This window comes from Roseateles sp. FW305-36, assembly GCF_058787015.1.
The window spans coordinates 258,745-271,714 of sequence record NZ_JBYSZK010000010.1 but is presented as its reverse complement, the minus strand read 5'-3'; the positions used below and the strand labels follow the sequence as shown (position 1 = coordinate 271,714).

Sequence of the window (12,970 nt, the reverse complement as noted above, 5' to 3'; positions counted from 1 at the left end):
CAGCCATGGACGCCACTTTAGCTTCGTGAGACAGGGCGAAAGCCTCGCCTCAAGATGGTCAGGCTGGACGCTCACAGCAGTGCGAGCACACCCACGCCCTTAACCTTGGACCGTTGCTTGATCCGATAGAACCCGTTATCCCGGCTTCTCCCTGCATAGCGTGCCGTCGCAATTGAGGTGAGGGTAGCCACCCAATGCGCTTTCACGGCCTGGGCCCAGATACTCACCACACAGCGAAATTAGGTCGGTCTGCAGGGGAGGGCCCATGAGAACGGTTTACGCAACGGTGCTGTCTGTGCACGACGCCAACGACGTCCACGCGGCGCTGGATTTGGTCGGCCGGTGGATCACCGACTGGTACGCGCGGTTTCGCGTCAACGTCGATGACGTCGTCGCGGCGATCGGCGAAGGTGAGATCGACGCTATGCCTATGGCAGGGCACCGGCTGGTCGTCCGCAGCTTGCAAACGACCGAGCGGCCGAACGAACGCGTCATTGACCTACGCTGGAGCTATCCGGACCAGTACGACAAGAGCTTGGGTTGGTACACCAACCTGACGCTGTACCGAACAGCGGACCGGCTGGACTTGGCGTTGGAGGTGTGCGTGACCGGCCTGAGCTTCAAGGTCGCGCCAGCCAACATCAAGCTGGGCTCGCCGCGGTTGGTGAGAGACATCAGCCGGCTGAGGTCGGTCTACCTCGCTGGCCGCGCCTACAGCAAGACGCCCGAAGTGATCCAGGCGCCTGAGGTCGACGATTTGGTCGCCGAGCTCGTGCTCCAACAGCGAGCGCACCCGGTGGTTGTGGTCTCGCGGCGCACGCGCCAGGACGCCCCACTGATCGACAGCAGCGCGTTGGCAGAGAGCCTCGCCGGCGTCGCCAAGGTCTATGAACTGGCCGACAAGTGGGCGGCCTACAAACTGGACGAACTTGTGGGCCGTGAGCTGGCCTGCTTTGACGGGGCGATTCGGATCTACTGGCCAGGGTTCACGCTGACCGCAAGGCCCTATGCGCATCCGCTTTGGCTTGCCAAGTCGCTTTCGACGGACGAGATGGCCGCGCGGTCCCAGCGGCAGCTGTGCACCGCAGTCTTCAACGCGGCGTCATTTCGCTTCTCAGAACCGCAGGAAATCACGGATTTCAGGCGCCTCGCTGACCGCGAAGAACGCCAATCGGCGCGTCAGCCCGCCGCCGATGCGGCCGACGTCGACAAGCTGCTTCACGACCTCTATGACATGGAGGAGCGGCTCAAGACAGCGCAGGCGGACAACGACGCGTTGCGCGAGCAGGTGAAGCGGCACGAGGAGAACATCGCGGCACTCACGTCGCCTGGCATGTGGGATGCAGCGCCGGCGGTGGATGAGCCGGCTCCAGGGCCAGAAGCAGTTGAAGAGGGCGAGCCGGTCGTCACAGTCGCAGCCGCGGTCCGCCGCGCCGCGGAAGAAAACGACCACCTGACGTTCCTGCAAAGCGCGTTCAGTTCGGCCGAAGACTCGCCCTTCCGCCATCCGGAGCGTGCGTTGCAGGCGCTGCAGGCGATCAATGAAGTGGCGGGCGTCTGGCAGAACAGCCTCAAGTCCAAGAAGTCGGTCGGATCTCTGAAGGACCACTTCAAGAAGCTGGGCTTCACCTATGCCGACGACGTCTCGCAGACCTCTGGCAACCGCTATGGCGACGAGTACGAGGCCAAAGACGGCGGCCGGACCTACGACATTTCCCCGCACATCACCATCGGCGCCAAGCAGGCTGACTCCTGTCTGTCGATCCACTGGGCCTGGGACGAATCGACCGGCAAGGCGGTGGTCGCCCATGTCGGCCGGCACAAGACCAACACCAGCTCTTGAACGCTGACGGGGAGGCTATTCCGGTGCGGCGCAGTGGGCCTCTTGCGAGAAAACAGTCCTCCTCGCACCTGTGGCAACGCAAGGCGCCAGGGCCCTGACTACTGAGTTGGTCTGGCGATCAAAGTAGACGCAGCTTTCAAACTCGGATTGCAGCTTGGTGGTGACCTCACGAGGGAACGCTACCGACGCTGAACAGGTCTCCCAGACTCTCGGAATTCTCGAGATAGAGCTGGAACTGCGGTGGCCGATCTCGCTTCAGATCGGTCGCAAGGCGGAGATCCTGCACGACGTAGCTAGCAAGGGCCTTGCGCACTCTCAGGTTCAAGGACGCCTTTCCGGCGAAGTACTCTCTGCGCAACAAGCGTTGATGCTCCTCGCCGAATTCAGGATGCGCCACGACCTTTAAGTTGACGAACTTGTTCCAGTCGACATCTTGACGGCGTAGTTTTGGCGCGGCCTGATCCAGCATCGTGTACGAGAGCACCCGTCCAAGGGCGAAATCGCGGAACTCCTTGCGCAGGTCGCACCACGCACGCATGTGCCAACGCCGCGGCGCGCGAACCAGGCTGTGAGGAAAGATGGATCGCTCAATCCCGCCAGGGTTCTGCATCGATCCGTAGGCAATCCAGAGGCCGGTACCGGCGCGGCACGCGGTCAACAGATCCGCAAACAGCCGCGGGTTCTCGCTCAACAGGGAAGGGCGCGCATCGACGAGGAGGTCGGAGCCGGGCAGACTGGTCGATGCCCCGGACAGCAGCCGCACGTAGTCGTCGGCGGAGGTCGGAGGGACCACGTCGTCGAACCTTGGAGATGGCTTGACCGGTGCGCGTGGGGTCGCGCGGGACAGCGCCTCGCCACGCTCCGCCATGTAAGCGGCCAGCAGCCGGCTAGATTGGACTGCCTGGACGCCGAACACCTCACGGATGCGCGCGTTCGAAAGCTCGCCTTCCCAGCGCACCAGGACGTCCATGTCTCTGATGCGCCCGGACCCATCTTCCTGACCGCTTCCGGGGCTTATGACGTTCGAAGGTGGCACGCGGGTGATTATTCACAAGTGATAACTGTGAAAGTATACAGCGCGGGTATGGCCTAGAGTCAAGCAGGTTACAGTTATCAGGCGAGATATGTTATCTTTAAGGCTAACTGTTATTGAGAAGACGCTAATCCTTCAATGAAGTGCCTCCCGTTGCTCCGACTCAGCGCGCGTCTGCTGGACCTGCATGACGCGCAGCGGGAGCCAGGCAATTCGCCTGTGTACACGCAGGAGGAGCGCGCTGGACGCGGGGATGGTCGCTATCTGGACCTGGCTTGCATCGTGCTCGACGTGCTGAGGGGGCTGGCGCACGAGTCCGGCAATGAGTTCATCGGGTTTGACGCATTGCTGATCTCTGTCCGTGAGGTGGAGCCGCAAGTCGATTCAGAGGATCTTCGGTACGTCCTCAACGTGCTCGCGCGGCCGACGGAACTGTGGGCGATCGACCGCTCCGACGGGAGGGCCGATCTGGTCAGCGACAAGCAGACGCACCTGGTGGAGCGCACGCACTACGCCGATGACTACCGGCTGACGTCTATCGGCCGGGATGCGATCAGCGTCTCTTCCAACATCAGTGATTTCGCCTATGCGGAAGGTGATGCCCTCAAGTTGCTGCGCGCTATCGAGTCCGGTGATTTCGACGTGGTGCCTTCCTTCTCCGACGGTCTGCTGGACACGATCAGGTTCGCCAGCGTGGAACTGCGCCAGGAGATCGAGCGCGGCCAGGTGGACAAGGACTCGGAGGTGTTCAAGGTCAAGATGCCGCGATTCCGCGATGTCATCGAGAAAACGTCCGAACTCCTGCGCCAGGCCGAGGCTCGGCTGAAGTCCTGGCGCGCGACGGACAGCGACGAACTCGACGACACGCTGGCCGTCGATGTGTACGACCTTGAGCACCAGGTCCTGCGCGTTTACCAGGCGCTGGAATCGTTCGGGCGCGACCTGGCGGAGTTGACGAAGATCGCCGCCAAGCGCCGCACGTCGGCGGTCAGCGCCACTGATTTCCTGGAGGTGGCGCTGAACCTGGTCAAGCGCCCGCCCTCCGACCGCCAGCTTGAGTCGCTGTTTCGCCGGTTCGGTCCGCTTCGTCTCGATGGCATCTTTCCCTCGCCGGCAGACGTCCGGGGCAGGGTGCGTGTCTCGCTGACCAAGGCGGAGATGGCGCCGCGCTTTGAGACCGCTGTGGGCGCAGTCGAGGTGGCCGACACCCGCTTGAGGTTTCTTGGCGAATACGGCGACGTCATCCGGGCTCGCCTGGCGTCTGGGCCGCTGCCGCTTTCCGAAGCGCTCGAACGTGGGTGGTGCGTCCTGGACGGCACGCTCGAACTGGCGGAACTGCTGGGCGTCTATGTCGCGCCCTGGGCGCTGACCGAGGGCGAACCCATTGAACTTCGGATCCCGCGCGAGGTGGCGACCCGGTCCGATGGCGTGGTTGGCGAGTTGATTTATTCCGACCTGGAGTTGGCCAGGGTCGAGAGGGGCGCATCAGCATGAACCGAATCGAGATGGGCCGCGTCCAGGCCTTCCTGCTTCAGCATCGCCGCATGGAGATCATCCCGCGAGGGAAGGGGCGCGTCGACGAGCGGGAGCTCGCCCGGCTGCTGAACGACGCCGACCTGGAGGCGCGCACCGAGCTCGAAGGCCTCCTGCAGGGGTTTGGTTTCGACCTGGTGGCGCTGGACGACTTCCAGACTCAGGGTCTTGCTCACGGAGGCAAGGTCTTCCTGTTGCCGCGTCGCCTGGATCAGGTGAGCGCGTTGTTCAGCGAGCGCTGGATCGACGAACGCATGCAGCTCAAGAACGAGACCATCACGACGCGGCGCATCTGGTTCACCCAGCTCTGGTTCGTGCTGCTCGCACTTTTCTACACCCATCGCAACCGCGTCGCGACGGAAGTGACGCGTTATGTCGAGACGACCTTCACGCGCGCCGACCTCGTGCAGGCCATGCATGAGTACATCAACGACATGGTTCGCAAGCTCGGCCAGGACGCGCTGAAAGGTGACGTGGTCTACAACTGCCTGATCTCGGAAAGCGGCGCCCAGGTGGACAAGTACGCGGGACGGTTCATCGAGCTGATGGTGGACGGCGCGCAAGTGGACGACCTCGGGGCAGACCGCTACCGCCAGTCGCTGCTTGGCGCGCTGGAGATGAAGAACAACCATCTCCAGGGACTCGAACCTTGGATCCAGGCCACTGGCCCGCTTGAAGCGGGACGTGAGTTGCTTGTCCGCCCCTCCGATTCTTCCGAAGGCTAAGAACGCCATGGCGCTCATCAACCGCATCGAGATCGTCAACTACCTCTGCGAGGGCTGGGTGCCCAGCATGGGTGTTGCGAATTGGCGTCCGCTCTGGCCAGCCAACGTCATCAACCTTTGTGGCGCGTCCACGGCAGTGCAGGTCCCCAATGGCGGAGGGAAAACGTCGCTGACCAACGCGGTTCTCTACCTGCTGAGCCAGGATCGCGTGCTCAAGCCGCGCTTTCTTGAGAGGTGCTCTCCGGCCGGCATGGTGGCCACCCACATCCGCATCGAGTTCGCGATCCTCCACGATCAAGACCTGACCCAGCGCGACCTGATGACGCCGGACCCGGAAAACTCGCCGGCAGAAACCTTCGTGATCGGCGTCTGTGCCAACCGAGATGACGACAGTCCGCGCTTCTATCGCTACTCCGGCGCGTTGGAGGACGTCCCGGCCTGCCGCATGGATGGCACCGCCATCGAGTTCACCACCGCGTCCGCACTTCAGGCCGCGGTCAAGAACATCCGAGGCCAGTGGAATATCTGGAACACCGCCGCCGAGTGGAGCAAGGTGGTGGGGATGTTCATGAGCCCGGACGTGGTCCGGCAGAACGTCATGTTCCACCGTGAAGGCGCCGGCGACGCGTCGGCCGCCTTCTCCAAGGTCACGTCCGGTCCGGGAGAGCGGTTCGACGAAGCCTATTTCCGACAGGTGGTCGCGCCGCAGCTTTTGATGAATGTCATGGGAGAGTCGGCCGAGGAGGACGAACGCAACGTCGAAGACACCATCATGAGGTCGATGAGCAGCTTCATCGACGCCAAGCTGCAGGTGGAAAGCAACGAGGCCTACCTCGAGGGCCGTGAGGCGCTGGAGGCCGAGCTTCGGCCGGTTCTGGACGCCGCCGGCAAGATCGAGGACGCCTGGAATGCGTACCAGACGCAGCTGCAGACGCTGGCCGTCGATGCGGCCTTCCTGACACGCTTCGTCGACAAGAAGGATTCCAGGGTGCCAGGCGTACCCAACGCCCTGGGAGAGTTTTCCCTGGGTGCCAAGGTGAGGCAATGCCTGAAGGCCATGGTGTTGGACAAGGATGGCAGCGTGCTGATCGAAAGCTCCGGCCTTGCCGACCTTTTGGAACAAACGACCGGTCACCTGAACCAGCTCGCCGGTCGCGTCACAGCCACCAAGGGCGCCGTTGCGAGCCACTCGGTCAGCTCGCAAGTTATTGATTTGTATTGTGATATCAAAGATTCCGAGGGGCGCGGAGGCCAGCGCAAGGCGCTTCGGTACTACGACTCGGCGTCGGCGCGCGAGCTCGTGTCGCGCCGTCCGGAAGCCGCCTCCGACCTGCTCGGCGTGCTGGACGAGGCGTTCGAGTTCGCCCGGACCATGCTGGACACGAATGTCTTCCGCCATGAAGTGCGGCGCCTGACGCGCAGCAAGGCCACGCTGAAGGAGGGCATCGCCGAAGCAGAGCGCGCCGGACGGGCCGCGGATGCCGAGAAGGAAGGCCTGGAGCGGCAGGTCACCGAGTGGCGCGAGAACCAGGGGGCGTACCAGGAGTTCTGCGAACGACTTCACTTGCTGCCCCAGGACTTCCACGATGCTCCGGCTCTTGTCCCGGCCTGGCTGGAAACGCAGACGAAGGTGCGCACCGATGCAGTCAACCAGCACATCAGGCGGGTCGGCGAACTGTCCGGCGGCTGGGTAGAGCGCAACGAAGTCCGCAATGACCTGGGCCTGATCGGCATCGAAGACCGCATCGAGGAGTTGCAAGCCGAGCACACCGCCGTCGAAAGCACCAAGGCGGCCCGATCGGCTGATTTGCGGACCGCGCAGGCCGCGTGCGACGACGGCGCAAAGGCTGCTGCCGACCTGCGTCGCGACATCGCCAGCGCAGTGGCGCAGCTCAGTACGCTGTCGGAACACCGCGCGGCGTTTGAAGCGTTTGTCGGCATCTTCGGCAACGTGGACCCGCAAAAGGTTGCTCCGCCAGTGGATGAACACCGGCAGCTGGGCCAGAAGCGCCAGCAGTGGGAAGGGCAGCGCCGCACGAAGATGCAGACACAGGAGTCGCTGCAGCGCCTGGCAGGCGCCACGCGCGACTTCAAGCGGCTCTTCGGCGATGTCGACCCGCTGACTGCATCGCCACAGCGACGCCATGAAACCCTGTTGGAAGCGCAGAGCGCTGCTCAGGCGGAGTACGGCCAGCACCAGCCGTTGGCGGAGAGCCTGGAGGAGCACCTGGAGCGAACGGGACAGGATCCCAGCGCTTGGCTGCGGGACACGGACGCCGCTCACGCCGCCGCGCTGGAGCGGGCGCGGCAGGCTCGGGCATTGGTCGCAGAGCTGGACCTCGAACTGGCGGCGCTCGACAACCTCGACCAGGTCGGCAACGCGGACTACGCCTCAGCCCACGGCGCCCTTGAGGCGGCGAGCGTTGGCGTCGGCCGCGTCCTGGATGTGATCCTCGGTCTCAGCCTGCCGAAGGATGATGCGTTGCCGCTCCTGGCCGCGCTGGGGCCGTTGCTGGATGCGCCGGTGGCTGTCGACATGGACCAGGCTGAAGCGGCGCTCTCGGTCCTGCAACGCGGCGATCACGACGTGCCGGTGCTGCTGCTCGATCCGCTGGTCGAGCGGCTCAAGCAAGGGCCGGGTCATCACACAGCGACATCCGCATCCCTGGGATTCTTTGCGGGCGCCAAGTCCCGGCGCATGCGCGCCATCGTCGATCCGCAGGCGTTGGCCGAAGAGCGCGAGGCGCTTGCCCAGAAGCGGCAGGAGCAGGAGGGGCACCGACAAGCCGCCATGGCGGCGGCGGAGTCGCTCACCCCGCACACCAACGCCTACCGTCAGGCTGTGCGCGCCCAGGAGGCCCAGAAGCGTGGCTCGGTCGCCAAGGCTGCTGCAGCGAAAACCGAACTCGCGACTTTGGAGACCGCGCTTGAAGCAGCCAAGCGCCTCGTGTCCACCGAGGCCCTGACGCTGCTCCAGGATGCGAGGAGGTTCATCCAGATCGGCGGTGATGAAGCTTTGGCCGCGGTGACCCTGGACATCGAAGAACTCACCGGCCAATTTGTCAGGCTGGAGGAGCGGGTCGCGGAAATCACTCCCCTGGTCACGAGGGAAGCGATCGTCGCGCACGATGGCGCGCGCCGGTTTGTGCTGGCGGGTGGACATGAGACGTTCGAGGGGCTCAGCGACAAGCGGTCATCCCTTGAAGAGCAGGTCGGGACGATTGACGCCGAGATGCCGGCGCGCGCGACACGGTTGGCGAGGTGCCAGGCAGATTTCGATGCAGCCAGTGCTCGTGAGCTCGCCTTCATGTCGACGTTCCACACCACGCTGGGCCGCCTGGCGCGGGCGCAGAAGTTCGAAGCGGATGGCCATGCGGCTTTCATGGAGAGCCAAGCCGGTGTCCTGGTTGGACTTGAGGACCTCCGCGATGCGCTCGACCCGTTGAAAAAGATCAACTATCAGCGCGCGCATGACTTCAAGCAGCACCAGGGACAGGACGAGGCGGCTCTGCAGCGTCAGATCGGTGAGGCGAAGGCGCGCCGCGCCGACGCGGTAGCCAAGGCGATCAAGCTCAACGGCGAAGTAGAAACCCTGGAAGGCGAAATCACGGAAGCACAGCTGGCTGCGGACGCACTGCACGAGCTTGCCTTCTTCCTGCGCAACCGCAGGAATGCGGCGGCGCCGTTCGAAGAGGATCTGAGAAGCCGCGACGTCGGCAGCTCGCCTGCGGAGGCCCATGAGGCCTACCAGGCCACGGATTCACTGCAGTGGCAGTTGCGGGACTGGCGCCCCGACCATGGGCGGTTCGACCGCACTGCCATCAGTGTGGTTCGCGCAGAGGTCGAAGCCATGGACATCGCGCGCACCGGAAAGGAGGTCGGGGACGCCCGCAAGTACGCCTCGCGCGTCAGGTCAGACTTCGAGCGGGTCCGCGGCGAGTTCTGCAGCAAGGCGCGCGCCTCGTCCAGCGGCGGGTTCTCCGAAGGCGAGATCGAAGCCATCCAGACTGCCAACACGACCGCGGAGCTCTCGGATCTGGCCAAGATCAGTGAACGCTTGCGCGATCAGCTCAAGGCCGAGAAGGCCGAGCTCGAGCAGTTGCAGCAGTCGACCCAGGTGATCGAGTCGGCGAGCATCGAAACGCTGACGCGACTGGTCGAGAGCTGCAAGGGCAACCTGGTGACGATGAATGCCGTGATGGCTCGCAACCCCAAAGCCCGTTTCACGATCAAGGCCGAGGTCATTGCGACGGAAAGCATCAAGAAGCTGATGGAAGACCTGCGCGATCACATCGAGGGCCGCAAGCGCGAGGCCAAGGATCGGCAGAAGCTGACCCGTCGGGTCGTGGAGAGCAGCCTCAATTCCGACATCCGTCGCGCGCTGATCGAGCGGATCTTCGTCGATCCGGCCGTCGAGTTCATCCATGTCGGCATGTGGGAGGGCAAAGAGCGGCCGGTCCAGCCGGGCATGTCCGAGGGTCAGAAGTCGGCCCTGCAGATGCTGTGGCTCATTCGCGAGTCCGAGTACCACCTGGAATGCGCGGTACGCCGACACCTGGGTGGCGGCTCCAAGAAGCGGTTGCGCAGCCGATCGCAACGTGTGTTGTTCTTCGACGGCCTCTTCAGCAACCTGACTGATCGTCGTCTCATCGACGAGGCGTTCAAGGGACTGGGTGAAGCCGACAGCAGCCTGCAGCTGATCGGGCTCATCCACAACCCCGAGTACCGCAACAACTCGAATATCTTCCCAACCTATGTGGTCGGCCGGCGCGTCGGCAGCCGCGATACAGAAGGCGGGCGTAGTTACATCCGGTGCGAAGACGGGCGGCCGGAAGGCTCGATGGGGCTCGCCACGTTCATGCACAAGCGCCAACCGAACGGGAATGGGGCGCTCGATGGATGACGTCGTCGGTCCTTTGCTCGCATGGTTGCGACGAACCTCGGGTCCCAAGGGCCGCAAGCTCCTCGCGGCGGACGTGGCCTCGCGCGCGGCGCGGGCGCTCCGGACTGATCTCGTCTCGATCTACGACGCATTGCGGCAGTTGCGGTCAAGCGAGCTGGTTTCGTACAAGCCCGACACGATGGGAATTCCTTACGCGGGATACCTGACCGTTGTCCCCACCTTAATCGATGTGTCGGAGACCGAAAAGGCATGGCGGGAGGCCCTGGCGGCTGGCACGAGCGACGCTCAACTCGCCGACGCGCTGGCGGTTTCCCATGCGCTCTTTGACGGCCTGGAGTCCATCGACATGCTCCACGTCATCCAAGGACTGCTTCGAATCCGGGGCGCTGCGGCCTCGTTGGAGGGCGAGTTCGGATTCAGCGTGAGCGCACAGCACATCCTTGGCTCCTCCAAGGTGTTGAGCCGCCTTCCGTTGGCCACGCTCAGACTCTTGGGGGTGGATCGACTGCCATCGACGCCTCGATACTTGGTCGTCGCTGGCCCACCGCAGCCAGTGGCTGTTCTCTTCATCGAAAACACGACCAGCTTCGAGATGGCGGTGAAAGCAGGGCTCGACGAGCAAGTGGCCCTGATCGCGGCGTACGGCTACGGCCTGAACATGATGTCAGACAGCAGTGCTGGTCTGGCATTGCTGGAAAGTGTGCGAAGCGGGGGGTGTGAAGTACTGAGCCGCACTGGAAGCGGGCATAGCCTGGATCGACTGTTTGGCCACCATCGGATGTTTTTTTGGGGCGACCTCGACCGGGAGGGGCTGCGAATCGCGATGGCCCTGAGGCAGCATTTGCCACAGCTGGAACTCAGCGGTTTATATGTGCCGATGCGGGCATTGGTCGCTCGGCGCGAGTCCTCGCATCCCTACGTTGGGCTCAGCGGCAAGGCGCTGCAAATGGCCTGGACACCCACGGGCGACAGCTTGCTGGACGGCCTCGCAGCTTCCTGCAACGCCCGCGCGGTCGATCAGGAGACCCTTGACGTCAGGCAGTACAAGCCGCTGGCCCATGTGGGCCTGGCCGAAGCGTCGAGTTTGGCGCTCGGTGCTTGAGGCCATCCACGAATCGCAACAATTGAGAAGATCGCGGCCTCTGGCGGCCACGCAAGTCGGGCAGGCGTGACCAGCACTTGCAGGAACTCGCTGGGGCAGGCGCCCAGGCGCCGGGGGAGGGCAGCGAGGCGGTGATCGCCCACGTCGGCCGGCACAAGACCAACACCAGCTCTTGAACGCCGACGGGGCGGCTATTTCAGAGCGGCACAGTGGGCCCCTTGCGAGACAACTGTCTTCCCCGCGCCTGTGGCAAGGCAAGACGCCAGCGCCCTGACGATTGAGCTGGTTTGGCGATCGAAGTAGGTGAAGCCTGGCGACGGATTGACTTCAAAGCAGTACCAGCCACCGTCGGGGCTCAAACGCAAGTCAACTCCGCCGAAGTGGAGGTCGAGGGTTCGGCATAGACGCACGCACCGGTCTGCAACTTCGGCCGGCAACGTCACCGGCAGCATCTCCGTGTCTTGGGCATAACGGTAGTCGTCTTGCTCCGAGACGATGCGCATCGGATGGATCTCGTCCCCGATCACGTGGACGCGGTAGTCAACGCCTTCGACGTACTGCTGGAACTGGGTTGGGCAGCAACTCACGTCATCAATGGTGGCCAGCTCGTCGTCGCCCAGCCGCTTGACGACGCTGCGCCAACCGCTGATCGACTTGTAGATCACCTGGCCGTGCTTCGCGATGAAGCGCCGGACGGCCTCGGCGTCGGTCGTCAGCAAGGTCTCGGGCGTCAAGAAACCGGCCTTGCGGATGATCTCGAGCTGGAAGGGTTTTGACGAGTTCGAGCCCATCTGGCAGGGCCGATTGATCACCAGAACATCGGCCACATCGCACCAGCCGGACAGCCTCTCCTCAAGGCGAGCCATCTCCAGCCAGGTCGGATCGGACGACTCGACACCCTCGAACGTATCGAGCTCCGAGAAGTTGTACGGACGCGCGTAGACCGAGACGATGGTGTCGAGTGCAACCGAGAAATCGGGACCGACCAGCGTGCCCGGCTTCACGCCGTCGAAGTCGAGGGTGTACTTCGGCCCCAGCCGCTGATCAACAAAAGCCACCGGCACCTTCTGCCGCTCAAGCTCAGCTTGCACCGCACTCAGCGGCCCGTCTTCAGTCAGCCCCCAGAGCAAAACCATGCTCCCTCCATCTGAACTGGTTCTTCAGCAAGTCGGCAACGCGAGGGTCGGCGAGGTTGGGGACCGTGTCGACAAGCGAAACGTAGCAGCCGAATTGATCTTCCGACTCGTGAATTGCAAGGTAGCGAACGCCAGCCCGCCGTGCTAGTCGAACGTAGTGGCCGGCATCGGCCTGAGTCCGGCCTTCGTGAAATGTCTGATCGTCCAGGACATGCACCGTTCCGCAACGGGGCAACGGCTCCGGGGGCGCCGCGCCCTCCAGTCGGTGCAACGAGTCAGGTCGAGTGCGCAGATCACATTGCCGGCAGGCCCAGACCCATTGCATCGAACCCCAACCAGGCCCTGAAAGCAGATGCGCGCTCGGCCGGTTGAGCACCGGGCATTCAAGGCGCGACAGGAAATAGTAGAGAAAGGCGGTGAGCTCGGACGCGACGTAGGGCCTGTCAGCATCGTCGATTTGCCACAACTCGTACTGCGGCACCGCCCGCAACAGCGATATGGCCGCGTCGATGCCGCTGACAGCTTCCACTTGCCCTTGGACGACGACTTTGCCTTCACCAAAGGCGTCGACCTCGATGGCGGTACCGCCACTGCAAAGGTCGCGCGGCGTCATGATCCCCACCCGCGCCTCGGGCCAGATGCGGGAGGCCTGCGCCGCGGCGGTATCAAGCTCGCTGGCGACGATGAGCAGCAAA

8 protein-coding genes are annotated in these 12,970 nt (G+C 63.7%); 5 read left to right on the top strand and 3 right to left on the bottom strand.

Annotated features, from left to right (window positions below; translation table 11 throughout):
* Positions 1–265 precede the first annotated feature (265 nt).
* Entirely contained in the window at positions 266–1,843 is a 1,578-nt protein-coding gene (locus AC3WOE_RS19840) for a hypothetical protein (protein ID WP_492692852.1), read from the top strand.
* Between the two features lie 166 nt (positions 1,844–2,009).
* On the opposite strand, the gene AC3WOE_RS19835 is transcribed toward AC3WOE_RS19840, so the two are convergent.
* Complete coding sequence (locus AC3WOE_RS19835; protein ID WP_268149091.1) at positions 2,010–2,813, bottom strand: WYL domain-containing protein; 804 nt, start codon at positions 2,811–2,813, stop codon at positions 2,010–2,012.
* A gap of 201 nt (positions 2,814–3,014) precedes the next feature.
* Between AC3WOE_RS19835 and AC3WOE_RS19830 the strand changes: the two genes are divergently transcribed.
* Genes AC3WOE_RS19830 through AC3WOE_RS19815 form a run of 4 tightly spaced genes read left to right on the top strand, consistent with a single transcriptional unit; the run spans position 3,015 to position 11,139 of the window.
* The gene (locus tag AC3WOE_RS19830; protein ID WP_373716919.1) at positions 3,015–4,370 is read left to right on the top strand and encodes a hypothetical protein; all 1,356 of its coding nucleotides are present in this window, start codon (positions 3,015–3,017) and stop codon (positions 4,368–4,370) included.
* Positions 4,371–4,420: 50 nt separating this feature from the next.
* Positions 4,421–5,134: a hypothetical protein gene (locus tag AC3WOE_RS19825; protein WP_492692850.1), complete on the top strand. Its 714-nt coding sequence runs from the start codon at positions 4,421–4,423 to the stop codon at positions 5,132–5,134.
* A gap of 7 nt (positions 5,135–5,141) precedes the next feature.
* Positions 5,142–10,037: a coiled-coil domain-containing protein gene (locus AC3WOE_RS19820; RefSeq protein WP_492692848.1), complete on the top strand. Its 4,896-nt coding sequence runs from the start codon at positions 5,142–5,144 to the stop codon at positions 10,035–10,037.
* On the top strand, positions 10,030–11,139 hold the full coding sequence (locus AC3WOE_RS19815) for a Wadjet anti-phage system protein JetD domain-containing protein (protein ID WP_492692846.1): 1,110 nt from the start codon (positions 10,030–10,032) through the stop codon (positions 11,137–11,139). Before AC3WOE_RS19820 ends, AC3WOE_RS19815 begins: the two co-directional genes overlap by 8 nt.
* A 191-nt stretch (positions 11,140–11,330) precedes the next feature.
* Here the strand turns inward: AC3WOE_RS19815 and AC3WOE_RS19810 are convergent, their stop codons facing one another.
* Together AC3WOE_RS19810 and AC3WOE_RS19805 are read right to left on the bottom strand one after the other, a co-directional pair.
* Positions 11,331–12,275 (bottom strand): ATP-grasp domain-containing protein, encoded by a 945-nt coding sequence (locus AC3WOE_RS19810; protein ID WP_492692844.1) that lies wholly within the window; start codon positions 12,273–12,275, stop codon positions 11,331–11,333.
* Complete coding sequence (locus tag AC3WOE_RS19805; RefSeq protein ID WP_492692843.1) at positions 12,250–12,969, bottom strand: hypothetical protein; 720 nt, start codon at positions 12,967–12,969, stop codon at positions 12,250–12,252. The genes AC3WOE_RS19810 and AC3WOE_RS19805 overlap by 26 nt, the downstream gene beginning before the upstream one ends.
* Between the last annotated feature and the right edge of the window lies 1 nt (position 12,970).

Coding starts and splice junctions, on each gene's coding strand:
- AC3WOE_RS19840 (WP_492692852.1), top strand. CDS start 266: ATGAGAACGGTTTACGCAACGGTGCTGTCTGTGCACGACGCCAACGAC.
- AC3WOE_RS19835 (WP_268149091.1), bottom strand. CDS start 2,813: ATGGACGTCCTGGTGCGCTGGGAAGGCGAGCTTTCGAACGCGCGCATC.
- AC3WOE_RS19830 (WP_373716919.1), top strand. CDS start 3,015: ATGAAGTGCCTCCCGTTGCTCCGACTCAGCGCGCGTCTGCTGGACCTG.
- AC3WOE_RS19825 (WP_492692850.1), top strand. CDS start 4,421: ATGGAGATCATCCCGCGAGGGAAGGGGCGCGTCGACGAGCGGGAGCTC.
- AC3WOE_RS19820 (WP_492692848.1), top strand. CDS start 5,142: ATGGCGCTCATCAACCGCATCGAGATCGTCAACTACCTCTGCGAGGGC.
- AC3WOE_RS19815 (WP_492692846.1), top strand. CDS start 10,030: ATGGATGACGTCGTCGGTCCTTTGCTCGCATGGTTGCGACGAACCTCG.
- AC3WOE_RS19810 (WP_492692844.1), bottom strand. CDS start 12,275: ATGGTTTTGCTCTGGGGGCTGACTGAAGACGGGCCGCTGAGTGCGGTG.